Annotated in this window: 19 protein-coding genes and 1 riboswitch; of the genes, 15 read left to right on the top strand and 4 right to left on the bottom strand. The window is 70.3% G+C overall.

Features of this window, described 5'->3' with window-relative positions; translation table 11 throughout:
* Positions 1-331 precede the first annotated feature (331 nt).
* The 4 genes from chaB to VFH59_RS13310 form a co-directional block, all read right to left on the bottom strand.
* The gene (gene chaB, locus VFH59_RS13295) at positions 332-559 is read right to left on the bottom strand and encodes a putative cation transport regulator ChaB (RefSeq protein WP_325165388.1); all 228 of its coding nucleotides are present in this window, start codon (positions 557-559) and stop codon (positions 332-334) included.
* Positions 560-626: 67 nt separating this feature from the next.
* Positions 627-1,241, bottom strand: a complete 615-nt coding sequence (locus VFH59_RS13300; protein WP_325165389.1) for a DNA-3-methyladenine glycosylase — start codon at positions 1,239-1,241, stop codon at positions 627-629.
* Positions 1,242-1,433: 192 nt separating this feature from the next.
* A complete protein-coding gene (locus tag VFH59_RS13305; protein ID WP_325165390.1) occupies positions 1,434-3,680 on the bottom strand; it encodes a DUF5916 domain-containing protein in 2,247 nt (748 codons plus the stop codon).
* Positions 3,681-3,821: 141 nt separating this feature from the next.
* The gene (locus tag VFH59_RS13310; protein ID WP_325165391.1) at positions 3,822-5,078 is read right to left on the bottom strand and encodes a multidrug effflux MFS transporter; all 1,257 of its coding nucleotides are present in this window, start codon (positions 5,076-5,078) and stop codon (positions 3,822-3,824) included.
* 115 nt (positions 5,079-5,193) lie between these two features.
* Positions 5,194-5,274: riboswitch (Fluoride riboswitch) on the top strand.
* Between the two features lie 73 nt (positions 5,275-5,347).
* On the opposite strand from VFH59_RS13310, the gene crcB reads away from it, so the two are divergent.
* The 15 genes from crcB to VFH59_RS13385 all read left to right on the top strand — a co-directional run bounded on the left by crcB (position 5,348) and on the right by VFH59_RS13385 (position 24,844).
* A complete protein-coding gene (gene crcB / locus VFH59_RS13315; RefSeq protein ID WP_325165392.1) occupies positions 5,348-5,737 on the top strand; it encodes a fluoride efflux transporter CrcB in 390 nt (129 codons plus the stop codon).
* Between the two features lie 55 nt (positions 5,738-5,792).
* A complete protein-coding gene (locus VFH59_RS13320) occupies positions 5,793-6,128 on the top strand; it encodes a DUF190 domain-containing protein (RefSeq protein WP_325165393.1) in 336 nt (111 codons plus the stop codon).
* A 36-nt stretch (positions 6,129-6,164) separates the two neighbouring features.
* Positions 6,165-7,283, top strand: coding sequence for a cyclopropane fatty acyl phospholipid synthase (gene cfa / locus VFH59_RS13325; protein ID WP_325165420.1), 1,119 nt, complete (start codon positions 6,165-6,167; stop codon positions 7,281-7,283).
* A gap of 727 nt (positions 7,284-8,010) precedes the next feature.
* On the top strand, positions 8,011-8,496 hold the full coding sequence (locus VFH59_RS13330) for a hypothetical protein (protein WP_325165394.1): 486 nt from the start codon (positions 8,011-8,013) through the stop codon (positions 8,494-8,496).
* A 222-nt stretch (positions 8,497-8,718) separates the two neighbouring features.
* Complete coding sequence (locus VFH59_RS13335; protein WP_325165395.1) at positions 8,719-11,022, top strand: winged helix-turn-helix domain-containing protein; 2,304 nt, start codon at positions 8,719-8,721, stop codon at positions 11,020-11,022.
* Between the two features lie 112 nt (positions 11,023-11,134).
* The gene (locus VFH59_RS13340; RefSeq protein ID WP_325165396.1) at positions 11,135-12,082 is read left to right on the top strand and encodes a TraB/GumN family protein; all 948 of its coding nucleotides are present in this window, start codon (positions 11,135-11,137) and stop codon (positions 12,080-12,082) included.
* 114 nt (positions 12,083-12,196) lie between these two features.
* A complete protein-coding gene (locus VFH59_RS13345; protein ID WP_325165397.1) occupies positions 12,197-13,123 on the top strand; it encodes a hypothetical protein in 927 nt (308 codons plus the stop codon).
* Between the two features lie 4 nt (positions 13,124-13,127).
* Positions 13,128-13,865 carry a M15 family metallopeptidase gene (locus VFH59_RS13350; protein WP_325165398.1) on the top strand — a complete coding sequence of 246 codons (738 nt, stop codon included), beginning with the start codon at positions 13,128-13,130 and terminating at the stop codon, positions 13,863-13,865.
* Positions 13,855-14,238, top strand: a complete 384-nt coding sequence (locus VFH59_RS13355) for a DUF3887 domain-containing protein (RefSeq protein ID WP_325165399.1) — start codon at positions 13,855-13,857, stop codon at positions 14,236-14,238. Before VFH59_RS13350 ends, VFH59_RS13355 begins: the two co-directional genes overlap by 11 nt.
* A 22-nt stretch (positions 14,239-14,260) precedes the next feature.
* Entirely contained in the window at positions 14,261-20,392 is a 6,132-nt protein-coding gene (locus tag VFH59_RS13360; protein ID WP_325165400.1) for a VWA domain-containing protein, read from the top strand.
* 46 nt (positions 20,393-20,438) lie between these two features.
* Positions 20,439-20,816, top strand: a complete 378-nt coding sequence (locus VFH59_RS13365; RefSeq protein WP_325165401.1) for a DUF3887 domain-containing protein — start codon at positions 20,439-20,441, stop codon at positions 20,814-20,816.
* Positions 20,817-20,921: 105 nt separating this feature from the next.
* On the top strand, positions 20,922-23,162 hold the full coding sequence (gene parC / locus VFH59_RS13370) for a DNA topoisomerase IV subunit A (protein ID WP_325165402.1): 2,241 nt from the start codon (positions 20,922-20,924) through the stop codon (positions 23,160-23,162).
* Between the two features lie 150 nt (positions 23,163-23,312).
* Positions 23,313-23,729: a hypothetical protein gene (locus VFH59_RS13375; protein ID WP_325165403.1), complete on the top strand. Its 417-nt coding sequence runs from the start codon at positions 23,313-23,315 to the stop codon at positions 23,727-23,729.
* Positions 23,730-23,780: 51 nt separating this feature from the next.
* A complete protein-coding gene (locus VFH59_RS13380; RefSeq protein ID WP_325165404.1) occupies positions 23,781-24,071 on the top strand; it encodes a biotin--protein ligase in 291 nt (96 codons plus the stop codon).
* Positions 24,068-24,844, top strand: a complete 777-nt coding sequence (locus VFH59_RS13385; protein WP_325165405.1) for a biotin/lipoate A/B protein ligase family protein — start codon at positions 24,068-24,070, stop codon at positions 24,842-24,844. Before VFH59_RS13380 ends, VFH59_RS13385 begins: the two co-directional genes overlap by 4 nt.
* Positions 24,845-24,867 lie beyond the last annotated feature (23 nt).

The following is a 24,867-nucleotide window of genomic DNA, read 5'->3' on the forward strand; positions in this document are numbered from 1 at the left end:
CACCTGCTACCTGCAGATCCTGCTCGCCGACGAACTGCCGGGCGTCGGCCGCGCGCGGTTGATGGCCGACATGGATGCCTGGGGCTACAGCTTCCGGCTGGGCTCGACGCAGGCGTGGTTCGAACAGGATGCGGGCGAGGCACTGGCGTTCCTCGAAGCCCGCGGCCTGGCCTGAGGTCAGCTCCCTCTCCCCTCCGGGGAGAGGGTTGGGGTGAGGGGCCGGGGCTCGCCGGAGTTCCCGCCCCACCTTGGATAAGCGCCCGCCACAAGGCCCTTCCCACAAGCCCCGCCCCTCACCCTCCTCCTCCGGGGAGAGGCTCACAACCGGCAGCTACTTCTTGTGCCACTTGTCGTCATCCCCTTTCTCGTACTCGTTCTTCACCGCCGACCAGGCGACCTTGAACGAGACTTCCTCCTGGGACTCCTTGCCCCGGCGCTTGTCCGGGTCCGCATACTCGTCCCAGGCACTGTTGAACGCTTCCTTGAAGATCTCCTGGGCGTGGCTTGGCAGGTTGTCGCGCACGGCGTCGGGCAGGTCACGGGTGGATTTGTAAGGCATGGCCGCTCTCCTCGGTGGACAGCCGGCACCGTCCGCCCCACGGCATCAAGCGGGCGTCAAGCGGCTCCTACCGGGACACATGCCGGTCGTTTGCCACGTACCACCGCCACGGCTCCTCCGCGGCGCGCGTGATGCCGATCCGCGGCGACACGCCCGGCTGCGCTGGCGGTGGCACGCCGTCGTCCACCAGAACGAAGCCGCCGGCGCCCTCGACCAGGTCGATGCCATCCTGCGCTCCGTCGATGCCCAGCGCCTGGCAAAGCCGCGCCGGGCCCCGGCAGAGGTCACGGTCGTGCCGGCAGCGGGGCCGTGCCGCGCGCATTGCCGCCAGTCCGGTCAGGGGCGCCAAGGCGCGCAGCAGCACCGCCACGCCCTCGCCCTCCTCGCCGCACACCGGGTTGCAGCACCAGTGCATGCCGTAGGTGAAGTAGACATAGAGCAAGCCAGCCGGACCGAACATGGTCGCGTTGCGCGCGGTGCGCCCGCGCCAGGAATGCGCCGCCGGGTCCGCGGTACCGCAGTAGGCCTCGGTCTCGACGATGCGTCCGCTGCGTCCGTCGGCGCGGAGCAGGATCTTGTTGAGCAGCGCGGGGGCCACCACGCGGGGGTCGCGCGCATAGAACGACCGCGCCAGCACGGTGGCCGGGCGGCCGAGCAGCGAGGCGATGAAGTCGGGCGTCATGTGCGCAGCATGCCTGGCCCGGCGTCAACGGCCCACCCGGACCGTTCTCGCATCGCCGGACGCCCGCGGGGCCCCGACTGCCTGCAGGCGATACCGGAACGTCCGGCGGCCACGCCGGCGGTGGTCGCTCGGCATGGCCGCATGGCGACGATCGGGCAGGCAGCTTTCGGGGAAAGCCGCCGACACCCCGGCCTAGAGCTCGAAGCGGTAGGCCAGCTTCACCAGCAACTGCTCGCTGTCGCGCAGGTCGAAGCTGCGCCCGAACTGGCTGCCGGCTTCGCTGTAGCGCGGGTCCAGCGCATAGCCGCCACGCCCGTACACCACATACAGGTCCGACAGCGGCGCCAGCTCGAAGCGATAGCGGATCTGGAAGCCGAGGTTGCGCACGCTGAAATCGTTCACCGGGTCGTCCACCGGCACTGCGCGCCTGTCGCCATTGACGCGGTAGGCCTGCAGCAACCGCGCATCCAGGCCCAGCGCCTGCAACTTGACGCGCAGCTCCTGGCGGCTGCCGATGTTCCAGTTGACACCCGCGTCGAGCAGGATCTGGTGGCTGTCGAAACTGCCGATCAGGTTGTCGTGCTGCCACACCAGCCAGTCCGGATCGAACTCGTAGGTCACGCCGCTGAACAGGCTGAAGGCATCATTGATGAAGTAGGTCGGCTCGAACATGCCGACGTAACCCACCCGGCGCAGGCCGACCCGGTCGCTGCCCTTGAGCGTCACTTCGGACTCCCACGCCCAGTTGCCCTTGCGCGGGCTCTGGCGCACCCAGTCCAGCATGGCGTTGTGCGGGATGCGCAGCGCGCCATGGCCGCGCGTGAGCAGGTCGTCGTAAGCGGCCGCATCGAGGTTGAGCTGCCAGTCTTCCTCGCCGCCGTCGCGCAGCTGGCTCTCGCGGATCGTCCGGAACTGCCGCTGCAGCGGGAGCCCGTGGTCGTTGTCGATCCCGATGATCCTCCAGTGCCACACATGCGAGGCGTAGCGCGATCCGGCCGGCAGGTCGGCGAAGCGCCTGCGTACTTCGTAATGCACGTAGTTGAGGCTGTTGCGCGGCAGGTAGCCGAAGTCGTTGAGGTCGAGCTTGTCGTCGAAGTGCATGGCCAGCCACTCCTGGGTCCAACGCTCGTTCATCTCGTACTCGACCACCGTGGTGGCGCCGGTGCCGCGCACGGTGCGCCCTTGCTCGTCGATGGCGCTGCCGACGGCGTTGCTGGTGACGGTGAGCTTGTCGTTGGGCTGCCAGCGATGGTCGACGCCGAACACGTCGGCCTCGCGATCGAGCCACGGACGATCCACGTGCGTGGCCAGCATGCCCAGGCTCTGGCTGCCGAAATCATGGATCAGGCGGATGGCCGAGAAGGTGCGTCCGGCATCGCCGCTTTCCTCCGCCGCCAGGACGCCGTAGCGGGTCGCGCCGACGCTGCCGTTGAGCTTCACCGCGCCGGTCACGTCGCCGGCGCCGTTGCCGTCGTCGGCAGGGCCGCCCACGCGACGGGTGTAGATCAGCTGGCTGTTGTCGATCAGCAGACCGAAATCGAAGATGCCCTGGTTCTCGGTGAAGAACGGGCGCTTGTCGGTGAAGAAAGTCTCCTCGGCGCCGAAGTTGACCACCAGGTCGTCGCTCTCGACCTGGCCGAAGTCCGGGTTGATGGTCGCGGTCAGCTGGGTCTGGCCGTTGGGTTTCCAGAAAATGTCGGCGCCACCATCGAAGGTGTTGTCCCCGCGCACCTGGTCGCGGATGCCGACCACGTAGGGAGTGATCGCGAACAGCGATTGCGTGTAGGCCGGCAAGGCCACCGGCTTGAAATCGGAGAGGAAGCGCGGCTTGTTGAAGCTCGCCACCGGCCAGGCGTCGCGTTCACCGGTCGAGCCGATCACGCGGTCCAGGTAGAGGCCGACGGTGCGCTCGCCATCCTTGGCCGCGCGCATCGGCGCGATGTACCAGGGGATCAGCATCTCCACGCTCCAGCCCTGGGCGTCCTCGCTGACGGCATGCTGCCAGTTGCCGTCCCAGTCCGTGTTGAAGCGGGTTTCGTTGGTCACCACCGCATCGTTGAGATCGTCGGTGAGGGTGACCATGAAGTTGTAGCCGGTGCGCCCGTCGTCGTCGAAGTCGACCATCAGGTTGACGCGGTCGACCTGCGCCTGCTCGTCGCGGCGGATGCGCTGGTGCGTGCGTGGCACGCCCGGCGGCTGGGTGCAGCGGAAGGCGATCGCCAGCCCCTCCGGCGTCGACAGCACCCACGCCTTGGTCGGCAGGCTGCCCGGCTCGCCGTTGAGCGGCTGGGTCTTGCGGAAATCGGTGATCTCCCTGGCACCCTTCCATTCGGTTGGGTCGATGTGACCGTCCACATCAACCGCCATGGCAGGCAGGGCCAGCAGGGCGAACGAGGCGATCAGGGCGCGCGCGGCGCGATGACGAGCGGAAAGGCGCATCGGCGATATGCAAAGCGGGGGACGCCGCGCAGCATAGGGGGCGCTCGCATCCCGGCCGAATGGCGAAAGTCATGCAAACCCTGCCGCGACGGCAGGCATCGAACGGTGTCGCACGGCAGCGCCGCCGGGTCGCCGGCAGGCTCAGCGTGGTTCGGCGATCTGCGCCTGCAACTCGACGTCGCGCGGCGGTGGCGTACGCGGCGCCCGGGTGATGCGACGGTACCAGCCCCACGACAGCGCGCCGATCACGGTCAGCACGCACGCCCCCAGCGCCAGCCGCAGCAGGCTGGCCGAAAGCAGCGGCGAGAGCACGCCGGCGACGGCCCCGTTGAGCAGCAGGCTGGCGAAGGCCTGCACCGAGGAGATGCCGCCGCGCTTGTGCGGGAACCGGTCCAGCAACAACAACGTCAGCGTGGGAAACGCCAGTTGCACGCCCACGCCGTGCAGGACCAGCGGCAGCATCGACCAGGGCAGCCGCGGCTGCGGCAAGGCCAGCGCCAGGCCCACGTGCAGCGCGCAGGCCAGCAGCATGACGGCATAGCCCAGGTTGACCGTGAAGCCCACGCCACGCCGTCCGTCCAGCCGCCCGGACAGCCAGGCGCCGCCGACCAGTCCCACCACCACCGGGATGAACAGCCAGGGGAAGCCCTGCGCCGACAGGCCGAGCAGATCGCGGATGATCCGCGGCGCCGAGGCGATGAACAGGAACAGGCCGGCGAAGTTCACCGAACTGGAAACGAGCAGCGGCCAGAACGGCCGGTCGCGCCCGAACGCCGCGTACCCGGCCAGCAGCGGCTTCAGGGCGAAGCGGCTGCGCGCCGCCGGCGGGTGGGTCTCATCCAGCTGCCATACCAGCAGCAGCGCCAGCAGCAGGGTGAAACCGGTAAGCACCCAGAAGATGCCGTGCCAGCCGTTCAGTCCGAGCAGCTGCGCCCCCACCATCGGCGCGATCACCGGCGCCACCCCGAAGATCATCATCACCTGCGACATCAGCCGTTGCGCGGCCTCGCCCTCGAGGCTGTCGCGGATCACCGCGCGGCCCACCACCAGGCCGGCCCCGGCGCAGGCCCCCTGGATGCCGCGGCACATCAGGAGCATGCCGAACGACGTCGACAGCGCGGCCCCGGCCGAGGCCAGCGCATACCCCAGCATGCCCGCCACGATCACCGGCTTGCGCCCGGCCGCATCGGAAATCGCCCCGTGGAACAGGCTCATCACCGCGTAGGTCAGCAGGTACATGCTGAGCAGCTGTTGCAGCGCCACCTCGTCCACGTCGAAGCGCGCGCCGATCAGCGGGAATGCCGGGAACACCGCATCGATCGAGAACGGGCCAATCATCGACAGCCCGGCCAGCAGCCACGGCAGGCTGCGCCGGATGGAAGGAGGTGTCGTGGCCATGGATGGGACGCCGGGAAGCGGTGGACAGTATGCGGGTTGGCGGATTCAAAAAGCACCTTGCGGCCCGCACGGGCAGCCGCGAGGATGCTTCCCGGCCCGGCGATGGGCTAGCATCCCCCGGATGGGAGATGGCATGCCTCCCGTTCCCACCGGAACGAACCACCCCGAGCGAGGGGTTGATGATGCCTGCACACCGGACCGCTCCGGGTGCGGGCGCGTGCCCGTAGTGCGGGGGTCCGGACGACTTCGACCTTCAGGGAGGCACGCGCGTGGGCTACACCGGATTCCTTGCCATCGGCTTCGGCGGCGCCGTCGGCTGCTGGCTGCGCTGGCTGCTCGGCCACCTGCTCAACCACCTCTTCCCCACGTTGCCGCCCGGCACCCTGGCGGCGAACCTGCTCGGCGGCCTGTTGATGGGCTGCGCGATGGGCCTCTGGGACCATTTCCAGGCGCTGCCGCCGGAGTGGCGCCTGTTCGTGTTCACCGGCTTTCTTGGCGGCCTGACCACCTTCTCCACGTTTTCGGCCGAAGCCTCGACCCTCCTGCTGCGCCAGCAGTACGCGTGGTTCGGCGCGCATGTCCTGGTGCACCTGGCCGGCTCGCTGGGCATGACCATGGCAGGAATCGCCGCCACGCGGGGCTTGCTGCGGGCGTTCTAGTGCGCCCCTGCGGCCAGCCTGGCCGGGCGCGTCCACAACCTGGAGGAGATCGCCAGTGAGTGACGACACGATCGAAGCGGTACGGCTTTGCTTCTACGCGCACCTGCGCGCGCGGCACGACGGCACGCTGCTGTCCGAATGGCTGCTGGAACAGGCCAAGCGCCGGGGCATCGGCGGGGGCTCGGTATTTCGTGCAATCGCGGGGTTCGGGCGCCACGGCGTGCTGCACGAGGAAGCGTTCTTCGAGCTGGCGGACAACCTGCCGGTGAAGATCGAGTTCCTGCTGCGTGCCGAGCAGGCGCAGGTCCTGCTCGATCTGGTGCGAGAGGCGCGTGTGGACATCGTGTATGCAACCTCGACCATACGCTTGGGCATTCTGGGCACGCAGTGAGGCGTGCCGCCATCTGAAAGGAGCGCTGCAATGCCGATGCGCCAGCAGTCCCTCAAGCAACGCGCGATCGATCTGCTCGCACTGGCCGGCGTCCGTGCCGGCGAGACGCCACCCTGCGATCTTTGCGTGCACGACGAACGCCTGTACGCCCGCGTGTTCGCGCACGGCTCGCTGGGCCTGGGCGAGGCCTACATGGATGGCTGGTGGGACAGCGACGACCTGCCCGGCCTGTTCACCCGCCTGCTGCGCGCACAGCTCGACGAGGAGCTGAAAACCCTCGATACCCTGATCGCCCACCTGAAAGCCCGCTTCATCAACCTGCAGCGTGGGGACCATGCCTTCGAGATCGGCAAGGCCCACTACGACCTGGGCAACGACCTGTTCCAGGCCATGCTCGGCGAACGCCTGGTGTACTCCTGCGGCTACTGGGCGGAGGCGACCAACCTGGATGACGCCCAGGTCGCCAAGCTCGACCTGATCTGCCGCAAGCTGCGCCTGAGGCCGGGCCAGCGCGTACTCGACATCGGCTGCGGCTGGGGCGAGGCGCTCAAGTACGCGGCGGAGAAATACGGGGTCGAGGGGGTGGGCATCACCGTCTCGAAGGAGCAGGCCGCCTACGCGCAGGCACTGTGCGCGGGGTTGCCGGTGGAGATCCGCCTGCAGGACTACCACGACCTGGACGAACCGTTCGACGCGATCATGTCGATCGGCATGTTCGAGCACGTGGGTGCACTCAACTACCGCAGCTACTTCGAGGTGGCGCGGCGCTGCCTGCACGAGGACGGCCTGTTCCTGCTGCACTGCATCGGCAGCAACGGCGCGCCCTCGCGGCCCGACCCCTGGATCGAGAAGTACATTTTCCCGAACTCGATGATTCCCGCGATGAGCCAGACCGCCACTGCCCTGGAGGGGCTGTTCGTGGTCGAGGACTGGCACAACTTCGGCGCCGACTACGACAAGACCCTGACCGCCTGGCGCGCCAACTTCGATGCCGCCTGGCCCGCGCTGTCGCATCACTACGACGAACGCTTCCGCCGCATGTGGCACTACTACCTGGCCGTCTCCGCCGCGGTATTCCGCAGCCGCCGCGACCAACTCTGGCAACTCACCCTGAGCCCGCGCGGCGTCCCCGGCGGCTACCGCGTGCCGCGCTGAAGCTTACCGGGACAATGCGACGCAACGTCACCGTCCGGCGAGGGTGCAAGGCACTCGGCCATGCCTGGCCGCGCTGGTGCCGGGCACGGCTGGGCTCTCCGATGTGCAGCTAACACGTTGATGCCCAAGCAACATAAGAATCCGTAAGCAGCCTGTCAGTATCGCCTAAAGATCGCCCGCGCGGCCCCTGCTCGACTCACACCGTCTCGTTCGGCGCCGACCCTTGCCGTCGAGACCTTCGAGCAACCATCCGGGGAACACGACACCATGCAAATCCATCGACTGGCGCTCGTCGCCGCCTGCCTGGCCATGCTGACGGCCATGACCGCACAGGCGGCGCGCCCGGCCTGCGGATCCCATTCCGTGGCCACGGCGGTTGGCAACGCGGTGCGCAAGGACGCACAGGACAGGGCTACCCGGATCGCCGGGGAAAGGCTGGCCGAGCACGCGCCACCTGTCGTCCCGCGCTCGGCGGTCGGCTCGGTGTGGAGCGCCCTCGCGAGCCACCTTCCCCATCGCTCCACGACCAGGGCCGAGCCGGCCGCACCGCCATCCGATTGTCGGTAATGGGCGGCCGGCCGTATCGCGGGCGCTTCGCCCGGCGCCTGCTTTGACACCGCGCCCTGCCCGCGCGGTATCGTCGGCTCGCCGGGGACCGGGTGCGCCGGCCTCCCCAGGCGCCGTGCCCGGCGCTGTAATGGATGAACAAGGCCCAGAGGAGAAGACCATGTCGCTGAACTGCCGCTCTATCCTGCTGACCCTGTTGCTGCTGGCAACGGCCGGCACCGCACTGGGGGCCGACGCCGAGGGGGATCGCGCCGTGCACTATCCCCTGACGATGGCCCGGGTCCAGGCCTTTTACGATGCGCAACTGAAACTGATCGAGGCCGCCGTGCGCGATCCGAAGCTCGGCGATGCCGTAGAGATGGATGCCAGCGAGCCGACCGCAAAGACGATCGCCCGGCTGGAAGCCCAGCCGGCGATCAAGAAAGCGCTCGCCGAAGCCGGCCTGACGCCGCAGCAATACGTTTACACAAGCGTGGCATACATGGGCGCGGCGTTCGGCGTGATCTACCAGCAAAACGCCCACGGCAAGCTCGACAAGGCCTACGACGCCGACAACGTCGCCTTCTTCAAGGCGCACAAGGCAACCTTGGAAGCCATGGCGAAGAAGGTCCAGCAACAGGCGCAGGCGCTGGCCGGCGACGACTGACCGGACGGGCTGCACGCATTTTCGCGAGCCGGGCCGCACCCGCGGCCCGGCCGCAGGCACTGGGTCGCCTCGTCCTTTCCCGCAGCGGAACGGATCCCGTGAATGCGCCCCGGCGATTGTGGTAAACCTGCCGGCGGGGACCGGACACGCGGCAGGGCGATGCAGGGAGAGGATTCGGCACAGGCCCCGCAAGGGGCATGGCAGTGCGGTGCGTACACGATCGTGCCCGCCAGCCGGCGGCTGCTGCACGAGGGCCGGCCGGTCGAACTGGAAGCAAAGGTGTTCGACCTGGTGCTCCTGCTCGTCGAGCATCGCGAACGCGCCCTGGCCAAGCAGGCGGTGATCGAGGCGCTGTGGGGCAGCCGTCCCGTGAGCGATGCCGCACTGAGCCAGCTGGTATTCAAGGCGCGGCGCGCGTTCGGCGACGATGGCCGGCAGGGTCGCGTCATCCGCACCGTGTACGGTCGCGGCCTGCAGTGGGTCGCGGCGATCGAGGCCGTGCCTGACGCAGCCGCGCCGCCGCCAGCACCCGACCCGGCGCCCGCGCCGGCCCGGCGCGCCCGCCGACGACGCACGCTCTGGTGTGGCCTGGGTGCCCTGGCAGCGATCGGGTTGCTCTCGCTGTGGTTCGTGCCACGCAGCATGGCGCCGCCGGCACCGCCGAAACAGCGTGTCGCCGTCCTGCCGATCGCCAACGGCACCGGCGACCCATCGCTGGACTGGACCACCCGGGGCCTGCCCGGCCTGGTGGCGACACTGCTTTCCCATGGCCATGACGTCGACGTGGTCGATCCGCTGGAAGCGGCGCAGGCCTGGAGCTTCGCGCCCACCCAGGGGCGCACGCGGGACGAACACGTGCGCTTTGCCACCGACGCCGACGTCCTGGTCGGTGGCCAACTGAAGCGGCTCGGCCCGAAGTTCTACGAATTGAGGTTACGTGTCGACCAAGGGACTGGCAGCCCGGAAACCCTGGTGCTCAGCGGCGGTGACCCGGCGACGCTGGGCGTGAATGCAGCCACGCGCCTGCGCCGCGCGCTGAAGCTCGATCCACCGGCGAGCTCGCCGTTCCGCGCCACGCCGCAGGACGCCTACCTGGCGGAGACCTTCGCCCGCGGCATCGACCTTGCAATGCATGCCGACTGGCGAGGGGCCAAGCCCTACTTCGCCGTGGTGGCGAGCGGTGCACCGGACTTCCTGCCGGGCCGGTTCCAGCTCGCCCAGGCACAGATTGCGACCGACGAACCGCAGGCCGGCGATGCCGGCCTTTCCGCCGTACTCGCGGACGCGCGACGGCGCACCGAGACGGGCATCGCGGCCCGCGTGCTGGCCGCCCAGGTGACCCAGGCCGACCACCGGCACGAGGACGCGACGGCGCTCGGGCTTGCCGCCCAGGCCATGGCAACGGCCCGCCAGGCCAAGGACCCGGAGATCCTCGCCCGCGTGCTGCTGGCGTCGGCCAACATCCACGCCCGGCACAAGCAACTGGCCGCCGCGCTGGACGAATACCGGCAGGCCAGGGCGCTGATCGAGCAAACGCCGCTGCGCGGGCTGGAACCGCTGATGCACAACACCATGGCCTACATCGCCGATGCGCAGGGAAATGCGGCTGCCGGTATCGAGGCTGCCCGGGCCGAGCTGGCCGCCGACGAAACCCTGGGCCGGGAGCGTTCCGCCATCATTGCCAGCTACAACCTGGCGTACGCCCTGTACGGCGACGGCCGTGAGCTGGAAGCGCTGCCCCTGCTGATTCGCGCCTGGAACTGGTGTGCGCATCACGACGATGCGGCGTTGCAGGTGGCCACCGGCAATCTCTTGGCCAGTCTGCTCTACGACAAGGGCGTCTATGAGGAAATCCGCCCGGCCGTCGATACCGCCCTGCGACTGGCCCGGTCGCAGGGCAACACCTTCATGCAGTCGCGGCTGCTCGACCTGGGCGCCGGCTGGACCTATTTCAGTGGCCACCCCAGGGAGGCACTGGCCATGGCGCGCGGCGCCAGCGAGCTGGCCGACCCCAGCGAAGATCCCTCGACCGCGCTCGACCGCGCCGTCATCGAGGCCTTCGTGGCGGTCGCCAGCGATCCGGGCGCGCTACCCGGGATCCGCCGCCGCGCCGATCACCTGGCCGAGGCCCTGGCCGGCTCGACCGCCGCGCGCTTCAACGCCACCCTGGTGCGCGCCATGGCCGCCGCGGCCAGCGGCAAACGCCAACAGGCGCGCAACACGCTCGCCAGCGCGGAAGCGGCGGTGCCGGAGGGGTCGCAGGACCTGCTGCGCGCGACCGCCCTGCAGCTTTCGCTGACCACCGGTGACGAGGCTCTACCCGAGCGGCTGATGCACGATTTCGACCTCGCTGACCGCAGCGTCACCGCGGATACCTTGCGGCTCTACATCGCCTGGTCGAACCGCCGGGGCGATGCGGCCGCCGCCCGGCGCGCCCAGGCGCGGCTGGCTGCGTTGCGCCAGCCGGCCCTGACGATCCTCGCCCGCACGCCACTCGCCAGCGGGCCCCGTCCCGGCGGCGGGTGACGCCCACACCCCGGGCCCAGCCGATCGTCGTCGCCGTCCCCGGAGGCGACCAGGACCCTCACCGCGTGTGCGACGATGCCGGTCTCTTTCGACGACCAGGCATGGCTTGCGCATGCAATGGACCCGACCCGACGCGAGCCGACTGCACGTCCGCTGGCGGGGCGTCCTCCTGGCACTGCTGCTCGAGCTGCTCGCCACGCCGGCGGCGGCGCACCCGGCGCTGTGGGTGGTGAGGGACACCGACACCACCATCTACCTGTTCGGCACGGTGCACCTGCTCCCGCACGACACCGCCTGGCACTTCCCCGCGCTGGACCGGGCGCTGGACGACAGCCAGGTGCTCTACCTGGAGATCACCGACGACGATCCGGCCCACATGGCCGCGCTGGTCCTGCAGTACGGCATGGACATGGCACACCCGCTTTCCGGCCTGCTCAGCCCGTTCGACCGCGATCGGCTGGACCGTGCCGCGCGGCTGGCCCACGTGCCCGGTGGCATGGCCGCGCTCGAGGTGATGCGCCCGTGGCTGGCGGCGCTCACCCTCACCGTCGCGCCGCTGACCCAGGCCGGGCTGGACCCGGCCGAAGGCGTCGACCGCCAATTGCGCTCGCGCATGGAGCAGGCCGGCAAGCCGGTGCGGGCGCTGGAAACCGCCGAAGAGCAGATCCGCTTCCTCGCCGACATGCCGCGGGCCATGCAGGTGGCGCTGCTGCGCTCGACCCTGCGCGACACCGACCGCGCCGCGGTCGACCTCCAGGCGCTGATCGGCGCCTGGAGGGACGGCGACGAAGCGGCCATCGCCCGGCTCGAGAACGCGTCGCTGCGCAAGGACGAGCCGGCGCTGTACCAACGCCTGCTGGTCGAACGGAACCGGGCCTGGGCGAAGCGCATCGCCGCCCTGCTCGCGCGCCCCGGCACCGTGTTCATCGCCGTCGGCGCCGCCCACCTGGCCGGGCCGGACAGCGTGCAGGTGCAGCTGGCAAGGACAGGGATCGCCGCCGGGCGGAAGAGGCCCGCCCGGCGACTGCCAATGCAAGCCCTTGATTCCTCAAGCAAGTAAGAATCCGTAACGATTCCCTGAGACCTGCCTCAAGCACGCCGTCCGCGCCCGGTGCCGAATGCCCGGGCCGCGCCACCGCGCGGTTCTTCTCTCCCGGAACCGAGGCCAGGAATCATGACCCGCCCCCTCCCGCCCACGCGACCCGCCGCCGTCCGCCGCCTGCCCGCCGCCGCCCTCGCCAGCCTGCTGGCGACTGCCGCGCTCGGCGCCGACGTCACGCCGTTCGACTATCACGCCTCCAGCGCCACGCTGACCTACACCATCCAGATCGACGGCCAGGCCCAGACCGGCAAGCCCGGCCACGGCGAGTGGTCGAGCCGCGAGGTTCACCAGCAGCTGCACGGGACGCTCCGGCTGCACGGCCAGCGGAAAACCTTCGCGAGGCTGGACAACCCCCAGGAGCAGATCTCCCGGACCGAAGGCGCCCGGCAGGCGATGGCCGGACAGATGCCGGCGATGGAGAAGATCGCCGAAGAATGCGGCGACGACGACAACTGCGTGTCCACGCGGATGATGGCGCTGGTCAATGGCCTGTCGCCGGACAAGCGCAAGGCGCTGGCGGCGACCGCCCACGGGCCTGCCGCCAGGACCAGCCAGCACGCGCGTGGTGACTGGTCGCTGGACGGCAAGACGGCCTGCTCGCTCGAGGCCAGCAGCCGCGAGGCCGCCCGCTACCGCTCGGTGAGCGATACCGAGGGCCGGGGCGGGTACGTCGACGGCTCGGAGGAAGGTCACGGTCGCGCCAGCACCGATTGCCTGCATGATCCCTACCCGCACGCCCTCGCGGAGTGGGACGGCGATACGCAGGCGCTGGGTCTCACCCTGCCGGGACTGACCCTGACCGAGCAGTGGAAGCGCTCCGGCGGTGAGACGGAAACCCGGGAGGTGGCGATTCCGGAGGTTCGGCTGGACCACCTGCACTGGTCCGGCAAGGGATCGAAGAGCGGCCAGCAGACGCGCCACGTGCAGGCCGACGCAGGCGGCGGGCCGGTCCCGGCCACGATGACCATCCGCTGGACGTTCACGCCCGGCCGGGCCTGACGCGATGCCCCGCAAGCTCTCACTGCGCCGCGCGCTGACGTTGGCGGCGCCGGGCCTGGCATGGCTCGCGCCAGCGGCGGGCGCGACCTGCGCCAGCCATGGCCAGGCCACGCCGGCCTACCGGCAGCGCGCGCTGGAAACGGCACGCCGGATCGGTGTCGCCCCGGGCTGGGCGCAGGCGCACCAGTGGCACCTGCAGCCATCCGCCGCTTCGCTGGTGCCGGCCGGCAGGGACGTCTACGCCCGACCGCTGCGACTGGCCCCGCGCGCGGCGAGCGCGCTGCTCACGATGGTTGCGGCGGCCGCACGCGAAAGCGTGGTCCTGCAGCCGGTCTCGGGCTTCCGCAGCTTCGGCTACCAGCGCCGGCTGCTGCGCCGCAAGCTCGACCGCGGCACGCCGCTGGCGGCGGTGCTCGAGGTGAATGCCCTGCCCGGCTTCAGCGAGCACCACAGTGGCTGCGCCCTGGACCTGACCACGCCGGGCGTGCCGGCGGCCGACGCGGCGTTCGCCGGTACGCCTGCGTTCGCATGGCTGGTCGCCCACGCCGGCGACTACGGCTTCAGCCTGTCTTATCCACCGGGCAACCGGCAGGGCATCGTGTTCGAGCCTTGGCACTGGCGCTACCAGGGGCGCCAGCCACCCGCCCTGGCCGACGCGCTGGCCACCGCGACGCCCGCGGCGAGCGAACGCCAGAGCGCCCCCACCCCGCCCACTTCCGGAGAGTCCCCGCATGTTCCCTAGCCGCCTTCTCGTCCTTGCCGCGACCGCGTTCGCCGTCCTGCCTGCGCACGCGGCCGCAGCCGCCGACACCTGCACCGCCAGGGCCGCTGCGCTGTTCGACGCGCTCGGTCATGGTGACTACGAGGCCGCCTCCCGCCAGATGGACGCCAAGCTGCGCGCGCAGTCGTTCCCGCAGCCACTGCCGGCGATGTGGGAGGCGTTGATCAAGAACAACTACGGCGCCTACCGCGGTCACGGCGAGGGCACGGCCACGCGCAACGGCGACGGCACCACCACGGTGTCGATGCCGCTGGAGTTCGAGCGGTCGTCCTGGACCTACCGGGTGACCTGCGACCCCCGCCAGGGCGGGATCGACGAAATGCTGATGCAGTGACACCGGCACGGAGACGCAGTCCATGAAGCAGCAGCATGGCCGGTCGCGCGCGCTGGCGTGGGTTCTCGCGCTGGCCGGCCTCCTCGCCGTCGCCGGCACGGTGGCGTGGCTGGTGCACGGGCACCCGCCCGGCCACGGTGCCGCCGCGATGGCACGGTCCGGCCATGCCATCGCCCCGGCCCCCGCCCTGGCGCCGGCCGCATCCACCGCAGCGGCGCCGGCAGCCGCGCCGGTGCCGCCGCGCAAGGCCTGGCCGGCGGGTCCGTGGACGCTGCCGGCGCCCTACGTCAATCCCTTCGGCGCGCAGAAAGCCTATGCCGAGGCCAGCCACAAGCCCAACGGCAAGCTGGTGCTCGAGTACATCGACCGGCACAACATGAGTACGCGGCGTGCGAGCAGCGGCGAACTCTGGCAGCTGCGGGTGGACTGGCGCGAGCCGCAAGGCACTGCGCTGGACGACCTGGCCCGATACGTCGCCGGCCTGGGGGGCGAGAGTTGGCCGGCCGACCGCGGCGGGCTGGCAATCCACGCCCGCGACGGCGAAGGCAACGACTGGTGGGGCGTGGCCGAACCGCGCGGCAAGGGCTACCTGCTCACACTCTGCCGCGAGCTGGTGCCGCAGCCGGGCCGCACCCTCACGTTCCATACCGCCGATTGGCCCGATCGCACGATCTACTTCACAACCACCAACCCCGCGCACCGCTTCCAGAGCCTGGAAGTGACCCTGGGCGACGGCGCGCTGGACCTGGCGGGCGAGAACACCTACCTGCAGGGCCGGTACCGGCGCGACCTGCAGTATCACCGCACGCTGCACGCCTACAAGACGCATGCCTACACGCTGGACGACATTCCGCAGGACGCCGCACTGCCGATCCAGTGGCGCGTCACCTGGGACGCCCGCAACGACCCGAAGGTCGTCACCGTCACGCTCGAGCAGGGCGAGGCAATCACGCCGGTCCACGATGGCGAGCGCCTCGGTGCGCTCAAGGTCCACGGCGCCACGCTCGGCCACGTCACGGTGGCCGAACCGGCCGGCATCTCGCTGAAGCACCCGGAGCTGGACCGCCGCGGCAGCCTCACCCCCGAGGGCGACGTGCTGTTCTGGCTGCCCTCGGGCTACTGGAGCGTCAAGGTGGCGACCGGCTCGCTGGTGTACGACAACGACACCCTGGGCACACGGCTGGTACCGGTGAGCGCCGGACAGATGACCGAGCTGGACATGGGCCCGCTGGTCGAGCGCGCCTATCGCGACCCGGCCGTCGACCGCAGCGGCGGCGCGCGCAGCCAGCTGCGCATTCTGGAGGCCGCCGCGCACGGCGGGCAGGCCACGGTGGACTTCGAGCTGCAGGATGGCGCCGGATCGAAGCTCGAGCCGACGCTGGCCAATACGCAGATCGTCGAGGGCGGCCAGCAGGCGAAACTGCTTTCGGTCGCACGCCTCCGCACGCCGCCCAGCCTGGTACTGGTGCTCGACTCCTCCGGCTCGATGCGCGCCTCGATGAAGCGCGTGCTCGATGCCGCGCGCCGCTTCGTCCAGGGCCTTCCGGACGATGCGCGCGTTCGCGTGGTCGACTTCGATTCGCAGGTGCGCGTGCTTTCCGGCACCAGCAAGGCCCAGGCCCTGCACAACCTCGGCAAGGTCGGCGCCGGTGGTTCGACCGTGCTGTACGACGCCGTGCTGCAGGGCCTGAAGCTGCTGCATGGCGAGCAACGCCCCACGCTGGTGGCCTTCACCGACGGCGTCGACAGCCGTGAGGACCACCAGGGCAAGGGCAGCGACGCGACGCGCGCGCAGGTTGAGCGCGCGGTGGCCGACGCCGGCGTGCCGCTGTTCACCATCGGCTTCGGTCCGGGCCACGATGGCCGCACGCTGGAGCAGCTGGCCGGCCTGTCCGGCGGCACCTACTACCCCGCCGACGACACCGCCGCCCTGCAGCACGTGTTCGACTCGATCAACGACCGCCTGGGCAACCGCTTCGTTGCCACCTACCGCCGCCCGCGCGCGGGCGCACCGTCGGACCTGCCGGTGATCACCCTGGCCACCGACGTCAGCCTGTCGATGGATACCGCCTCGAGTACGGGTTGCACGTACTGCAACTGGCGGCTGGACAAGATGAAGAACCTGTTCCACGGGTTCATCCGGTCGATTCCGGCCGGCAGCCTGGTGCAGCTGATCAGCTTCTCCGGCGACGTCAACGTGCGCCAGACCTTCACCCACCGCAAGGCCGAACTGCTGCAGACGCTCGGCAGCCTGGAGGTGGCCAACGGCACCGAGATCCTCGGTTCGGTCCGCAAGGCCTACCAGTCGCTGAAGGCGGTGCCGGCGCAGAAGCGTGTGATCGTCTTCCTCACCGACGCCGCGCTGGACGTGCCCGACGACGACAAGCCGTCGTTCCGGAAGCTGCTGCAGGGGATCAGGGCCGACGGCATCCGCGTGCTGTGGATCGGCATGGGCACGGGCGGTGCGGAGGATGCGTTCAGGTGGGCAGCCGACCAGTCCGGCGGCCGCTACGTGATCTCCGAGGACCCCGCCGAACTGGCCAGGGCGCTCGCGCAGGTGCTGGCCGAGGCGAGTGCCGCCCCGGCCGGCCGGCCGGCGCTGACGGTCTCGGTCAGTGGCCCCGCCGGCGAGGGCCCGTCGCGCCGCGACAGCGACAGCATCCTGACTGATTTCCCCGCGCTGGGCCCCACGGCCACGCCGGTCGCATTGGACACGATCGCCCTCCGCACCGGCCTTGAAGCGCCGCAGTACGGCGACGATGCGGCCGCGCTGGTCTACGGTCGCGACATCCCCAGCCAGGACGTGCTGTTGACCAAGCGCATCCCGCTGGACGCGAGCGCCGCCAACCGCGCGGTGCAGTGGCATGCGGACGGCATGTACCTGTTCAAGCGGCTGCACGGCGTGGATGCGCCGAGCGGGCAGGTGTTCCTGGCGCTGGACACGAGCCTGAAGAACATCGAGCCGGAGGGTGCGCCCTACCTGATCCCCGACTTCGCCTCGCATTTCTTCGTCACGCTCGACCGCGACGGCGCCTGGCCGGCCTCGCCGGCCACCTGGCTGGCGCAGACACCGCTGGCCGCGCCCGGCGAGAACGGCGTGCGCATCGAGCCGGACCAGACACTGCACGGTGCGCTGGTGTTCCTGGTGCCCGACCGCGAGATCAGCCAAGCCTCGGTGCGCTTCTACGACACCCGCTACGGCCACATCTCGCTGCCGCTGGTCGGCGCGCCCGCGCCGCACGACGTCGACATCACCGCGCTGCCGAAGCGCCTGGCCGGCCGGCAGTCGGACAGCTTCGCGCTTGCGCTCACCGCCAGCCAGGACGTGCGCCGGATAGAGCAGGTCGAGGCGGGCGAGGACAGCGTGTTCCGCCTGCTGGAGGCGCGCCTGGACTCGAAGGTGCAGGCGGATCTCAAGCTCTCTCCCGCGCAGCGCTTCCAGCTCGCCCTGGACACACCGGCGGGACCCTTCATGGTGCCGGTGAACGGCGCCACCGCGGGGTTGCCGCTCGGTTTCCTCTGGCCGGTGATGCTGGCGCCCGGCTCGTCGAACACGGTGCGCTTCGCCTTCCAGCTGCCGGCGGTACTGAAGGACGCGCCGGCGAGCCTGTACTGCGACCTCGCCGGGGGCGCCTCGGTGCTGCCGGTGCACGGCAAGCCGCTGCCGGCCGGGCCCGCCGCCGGAAGCGTGCCGGGCGACGGCATGACGCTCACGGTCAATGCGCTGGCATGGGCGAAGACCAGCCACTGGCCCTTCGGCGACTACGTGGTGGCCGACATCACCGTGGCCAACACCCGCCCGGGCAGCGGCCTGTCGGGCCTGCGCGACGCCTTCGAGCTGGTGCCCGAGGGCGCACCGCCGGCGAACGGACCCACCTCGCTGCCACCCGATCGGCTGACCGACCAGTTGCTGCTGGGCATCGACCGGGAATGGCAGGTCTACGACGGCACCCGCCGGCGCGGCCTGCTGGTGTTCGCGGTGCCGCGTACATGGGCCGGGCTGACCTTGGAACTGCGCTCGCCCCTGTTTCCCGCCCTCAGCCAGGTCGTGGCCAAGCCCGCCTACGCGCAGCCGGAGCTGCTGGTCGACCGCGTCGATCCACCGGTCGACCGCCGCTACGACCAGCAACTGGCGGTGGCGCTGAAGCAAGTCATCGCACGCCATCGCGCCGCTCTCGCCGCGAGGCCCGGGCCTCGCGCCACGCCGGCCACGGGCCCGGCGCACGAGGTACCGGTGCCGCCGCTGGCCATCGACGGCGCCACGCGGCTGGCCTCCCTTGCCACGGCGGCCGACGTGCAGGCGCTGCTCAAGGGCCTGCGCTGGCTGCCGTCGGTGGACCACTACTGGGAATACCGCAACGCTCCCGAGGCCGTGCTGGCGCAGGGCTGGGGCACCGAGGGCGACCTGGCCGAGCTGGCCGGCGGCCTGCTCGCCCGGCTCGGCTACACGCCCTCGCTGCGCATGCTCGAGGTGACCGACGCCGGGCGCCAGGCGCTGCAGGCGCTCGGTCGGGTCGATAGCGTCGACACGCGCGTGCTGCCCGGCTGGGCCTACACCGATGGCCGGGGCAAGGCCCGCGTGCTGGTGCTGCCGTTCATGCGGGACCTGTCCGAACTGGGTGGGCGGGTGTTCCTGCCGGCCGGCCAGGACGAGCGCACGATGACGCCGGTGCAGGCGCAGCTGCGCGTGTACTTCCGCTTCCGCCCGCGCAAGCGCCAGGGCATCAATGCGATGGCCGGCAACATGGCCGATGCGCTCACCGGCGCCGCCGCACCGGCCGACAAGGAACAGGAGCGGCGCGTGCTGCGCGCCACCCTGCCGATGGATGCACTGGGCCGCGCGGCGGTCGACATCCGGGTCGGCGCCCGGCAGGGCCGCTACACCGCCGTGCTGGAGAACCAGACGCTGCAGGTGCCAGGCGACGACTATGTCGATCCACGCCGGTTCACCATCACGGGCATGCGCATCGAACTGGACCTGGCCGGCCAGCACCTGGCCCACACGCTGAGCCTGCATGCGGGCGAGGACGTCACCGGCGTGTTCTTCACCCTCGGCGCCAACCTGCCCGACCTGCCGCCCGGCGCGGCCGGTGCGCTGCAGAAGGCCGCCGACGGCGCCTACCACGCGGCCGGCAAGCCCACCGTGCATGCGGCCCTGGCCTGGTATACCCGCAGCATCCTGTACCGCTTCCTCGCCGGGCAAAGCCGCTACGAGGACGAACTCGCGCATCAGCTCGACGTCACCGCCGGTCGCACCGACCGCGCCCGCGCCCTGCTGGTCACCGTCGAGCGCCTGGGCGACCCGGCGCGGCTGCGCACCCGCATGGACCTGATGCAGTCCGCCAACGACCTGCATCGCGGCACGCCCGACGCGCGCCACGCGTTCAACCTGATGAGCGGCATGTTCGCCTCGCACCTGGAAGGCGCCGCGCTGCCGCAGCAGGGCGCGGATTTCATGGAGGTGTGGCAGCGCAATCCGGACGACAGCCACCTCTACCTGAGCCTGCCGGGCCGGCGCGCCGACGACCTCAAGTACATGCAGGCCCACGGCATGCCCGCCGCCCTGGTGGCGCGGGCGAAGAGGTCGGACAAGGCGATGCTGCTGCCGGACCGGCCCACCCGCATCTACGGCGAGGACCGTTGGGCCTGGCTCGAAATCGACCCCAAGACCTACGAGACGATCGCCCTCAACGACACGGGCGACCACGGCAGTTTCGCCGACTACGTGATGGCGATGGAGCCGATCGCCCCGTCCAGCGGCGACTACCTCGAATTCATGGCCGGCGCGTTCATCGGTATCGACACCTCGGTCTGGAGCATCAGCGCGTTCTCGCTCGAAACGAGCAACTACTGGACCGTGTACAAGAAGGCCAAGGCCTACACGGCGGCGATCGGCGCCTACCTCAGCGGCCTCATGACCGGCCGCGACCTGTCCAAGCTCGAGGCCAGCCTCGGCCCGCTCAAGGGCTCCATCAAGGCGAACATGGTCGAGCCGGAAATGTTCGGCCGCTACGCCCAGACCATGTACGAGGTGCAGCAGGGCTACAAGCCCGGGCTCGGCGCCGACCTGCTCAACTTCGGCGCCGGCTTCAACGGCGGCGCGGCCTACTACTTCGACAAGGCCCGCCCGAAACCCAACCCGCCACCCCACTGAGAGCAACCGGGCCGCCAGGGCCCCCACACCGCACCGGAGACAGCCCATGCCCCGCCTTCCCGCCCTCCTTCTCGCCTGCCTCGCCTGCGGCGCCGGCCACGCCTCGTCGCTTGCCGCCCCGTGTGCCGGCAAGGCGAGCCGGTTGTCCGAGACGCTTGCCGCCCACGACTACCGCGGCGCCAACGCCCAGCTGGGCGTGACCATGCGCATCATGTTCTCCCCCGAACAGCTGCAGTCGAACTGGGAAAGCCTGACCGCCGCCTACGGCGCCTACCGCTCGCATGCCGAGGCGGCGGTGGCGAGCGACGACGGCAAGGACGTGATCGTGCGCGTGCCGTTGAGCTTCGCGAAGGGGACGAAGACCCTGCAGGTCGCCTGCAGCGCCGACGGCAATGGCGACATCTCCAGCCTGGCCTTCCTCTGATCCACCGGCCGCCGGCGGTTCCGTGGCCCCGCCGGCGCCGCGCCCTGTCCTGCCCGCGGCCGTTCTGGCACCATCGTCCGGTTATCCGGCAAGACAGCCCCGCGAATGAACCTGCAAGCCAATTTCGAACAGATCCCGCTCAAGGAATACGCCGAGCGGGCGTATCTCGACTACTCGATGTACGTGGTGCTCGACCGCGCACTGCCCTTCGTGGGCGACGGCCTGAAGCCCGTGCAGCGGCGCATCATCTACGCGATGAGCGAGCTTGGCCTGGCCGCGACCGCCAAGCCGAAGAAGTCCGCGCGCACCATCGGCGACGTGATCGGCAAGTTCCATCCGCACGGCGACACCTCGTGCTACGAGGCGATGGTGCTGATGGCGCAGCCGTTCTCCTACCGCTATCCGCTGGTCGACGGGCAGGGCAACTTCGGCTCGCCGGACGATCCGAAGAGCTTCGCGGCGATGCGCTACACCGAGTCCAAGTTGAGCCCCATCGCCGAGGCGCTGCTGGGCGAACTGGCGCACGGCACGGTCGACTGGGTGCCCAACTTCGACGGCACGCTGGAGGAGCCCTCCTGGCTGCCCGCGCGCGTGCCGCACGTGCTGCTCAACGGCTCGATGGGCATCGCCGTGGGCATGGCCACCGACATCCCGCCGCACAACCTGCGCGAGGTGGTGGCCGCCTGCATCCACCTGCTGGACAACCCCGACGCAAGTGTCGAGGAGTTGACCCGGCACCTGCCCGCGCCGGACTACCCGACCGCGGCCGAGATCATCACCCCGCGCAGGGAGCTGCTGTCGATCTACCAGACCGGCAACGGCTCGCTGCGCGCCCGCGCCGTGTACCAGGTGGAAGACGGCAACATCGTCATTACCGCGCTGCCGCACCAGGTCAGCCCCTCGAAGATCCTCGAGCAGATCGCCGCGCAGATGCGCGCCAAGAAACTGCCGATGGTCGAGGACCTGCGCGACGAGTCCGACCACGAGAACCCGATCCGCCTGGTGGTGGTCCCGCGCTCCAGCCGCGTCGACTCGGCCGAGGTGATGCAGCACCTGTTCGCCACCACCGACCTGGAGAAGAGCTACCGCGTCAACCTCAACATGATCGGCCTGGACGGACGGCCGCAGGTGAAGGACCTGAAGAAGATCCTCACCGAGTGGCTGACCTTCCGCACCGACACGGTGACCCGCCGCCTCACCCACCGCCTGGGCAAGGTCGAGCGCCGCCTGCACCTGCTCGAAGGCCTGCACATCGCCTACCTCAACCTGGACGAGGTGATCCGCATCGTGCGCTCGGAAGACGAGCCCAAGCCGGTGCTGATGAAGCGCTTCAAGCTGTCCGAGGAACAGGCCGACTACATCCTCGAGACCAGGCTGCGCCAGCTCGCCCGGCTGGAAGAGATGAAGATCGAGGCCGAGCGCAACCAGCTCGAGGAAGAGCGCGCGCGCATCAACGTGCTGCTGAAGTCGCCGGCCAAGCTGAAGACCCTGATCAAGGGCGAGCTGCAGGCCGACGCCGCCAAGTACGGCGACGAGCGCCGCTCCCCGCTCATCGAGCGCGAAGTGGCGCAGGCGCTGGACGAGAGCGCGCTGGTCGCCAGCGAGCCGGTCACCGTGGTGCTCAGCCAGAAGGGCTGGATCCGCGCCGCCAAGGGCCACGACGTGGATGCCGAGGGACTCAACTACCGCGAAGGCGATGGCCTGCTCGCCGCGGTGAAGGCGCGCACCACCCAGCAGATCGCGGTGATCGACTCGACCGGTCGCAGCTACTCCACGCCCGCGCACACGCTGCCCTCGGCACGCGGCAACGGCGAGCCGCTGACCGGCCGCTTCAGCCCGCCCGCCGGCGCCAGCTTCGATGCACTCGCCACCGGGGACAACGACACGCGGCTGATCCTCGCCACCGACTTCGGCTACGGCTTCGTCACCCGCTTCGAGGCGCTGACCGGACGCAACAAGGCCGGCAAGCAGATCATCAGCCTGAGCGAGGGAGCGAAGATCCTCGCGCCCCAGGCCAGCGCCGATCCGGCGCGCGACCGCATCGTGGTGGTCACTACCGAGGGTCACCTGCTGATGTTCTCGGTCGCCGAACTGCCCGAGCTGGACAAGGGCAAGGGCAACAAGCTGATCGAGGTGCCCAAGGCCAGGCTCGCCAGCGGCGAGGAGCGTGTGGCCGGCATCGCCGTGGTCGCCGAAGGCAAGGGCGAGGTCACGCTGTACGCCGGCCAGCGCAAGCTCACCCTGCGCTGGAACGACCTGGTCGAGTACGGCGGCAACCGCGCCACCCGCGGCGGCCTGCTGCCGCGCGGCCTGCGCCGCGTGGAGCGGATCGAAACCACCGGTTGACGTGCGCCCGGGCTTCCTCTCCCTGCGGGGAGAGGAAGCCCGGCAGCGGCTCGCTTCACCGCGAACTTTCGCGCTCGCCGCCACTCCAATCCCGGTACACGCGACCGTGCCCCGCCCGTTGCTACAGGCACCGCCCGACCGGATCCCGCCATGCGCCCCCTGCTTCCCGCCACCGCTTTCCTCGCCGCCATGCTGGCCACGCCCGCCTGGTCGCAGAGCGCCGGCCAGCCGCTCAACCTCAAGCTCCCGCCCAGCGACCTGCCGGCGACGGCCAGCACGGCGCCAAAACCGGCAAGCGCGCCGGGGGTCTACTACGGCGACACCAGCGGGCGCACGGCCACGGACGAGCAGGTGGCCGTCGATGACTGCGACGACGCCACCTACGACCAGCCGCAGGTCCACGGCAGCGTGGGCATGGGCGTGATGAGCGGCAGCCACGTCGACGGCAGCTACCAGCAAGGAAGGGTCAACATCAGCAAGGCGTTCGGCAGTTGCGACCACCCCACCGGCGGGATCAGCGTCTCGGTCGGCGCCGGCAGCGGGCATTTCCACGGTCGTGGTCACTGACGCGAGGCCGGCCCTGCGCTAGCCTTCCCGCCGGCCAGAGCGGAGGGAACCATGCACGGCGAATACAAGATGCCCGGCGGCAAGCTGGTCGTGGTCGACCTCGGCATCGCCGACGGCTGCCTGGCCCGGGTGCAGGTGAGCGGCGATTTCTTCCTGGAACCGGACGACGCCCTGCACGCGATCGACACCGCGCTGGAAGGCCAGCCGGCCGATGCCGACGAGCCTGCGCTGGCCGCCGCGATCCGCGCGCGACTGGCGCCCGGCGTGATGATGTACGGCATCTCCCCCGAAGCCATCGCGGTCGCGGTCCGCCGCGCCATCGACACGGAAAGCTCCGCATGACCCGCACGCTCTGGCAGGACCACGCCTGGCAACTGATCCACACCGATCCGCAGCCACCCGCGTTGCACATGGCGCTGGACGAGGTGCTCACCCATGAGGTCGGCGCCGGCCACCGGCCACCGACGCTGCGCATCTGGGAGTGGGGCGGACCGGCCGTGGTGATCGGCCGCTTCCAGTCGCTGCGCAACGAGGTCGACGCCGATGCCGCGCGCCAGCACGGTATCCAGGTGGTACGGCGCGTTTCCGGCGGAGGCGCGATGTTCATCGAGCCGGGCAACACCATCACCTGGTCGATCTACGCACCGCTCTCGCTGATCAAGGGCATGAGCTTCCAGGAGGCCTATGCGTGGATGGACGCCTGGACGCTGGAGGCGCTGGGCGAGCTGGGCATCAAGGCCTGGTATCAGCCACTCAACGACATCACTTCCGAGGGCGGCAAGATCGCCGGCGCTGCCCAGGCGCACCGCGGCCACGCGGTATTGCACCACGTCACCATGGCCTACGACATCGACGCGACCAAGATGCTGGACGTGTTGCGCATCGGTCGCGAGAAGCTCTCGGACAAGGGCACGCAGAGCGCCGCCAAGCGCGTCGACCCGCTGCGTCGCCAGACCGGCCTGCCGCGCGCGGCGATCATCCAGCACATGGTTGCCACCTTCCGCCGCCTGCACGGCCTCGCCGACGGCAGCCTGCGGCCGGGCGAGCTGGCGCAGGCCCACGCCCTGGCCCAGAGCAAGTTCGGCAGCGAAGCCTGGACCGCCGACGTCGCCTGAGCACGTCCCACGACGGCACCGGA

Source organism: Frateuria sp., assembly GCF_035695185.1.
Taxonomy (GTDB): domain Bacteria; phylum Pseudomonadota; class Gammaproteobacteria; order Xanthomonadales; family Rhodanobacteraceae; genus Frateuria_A.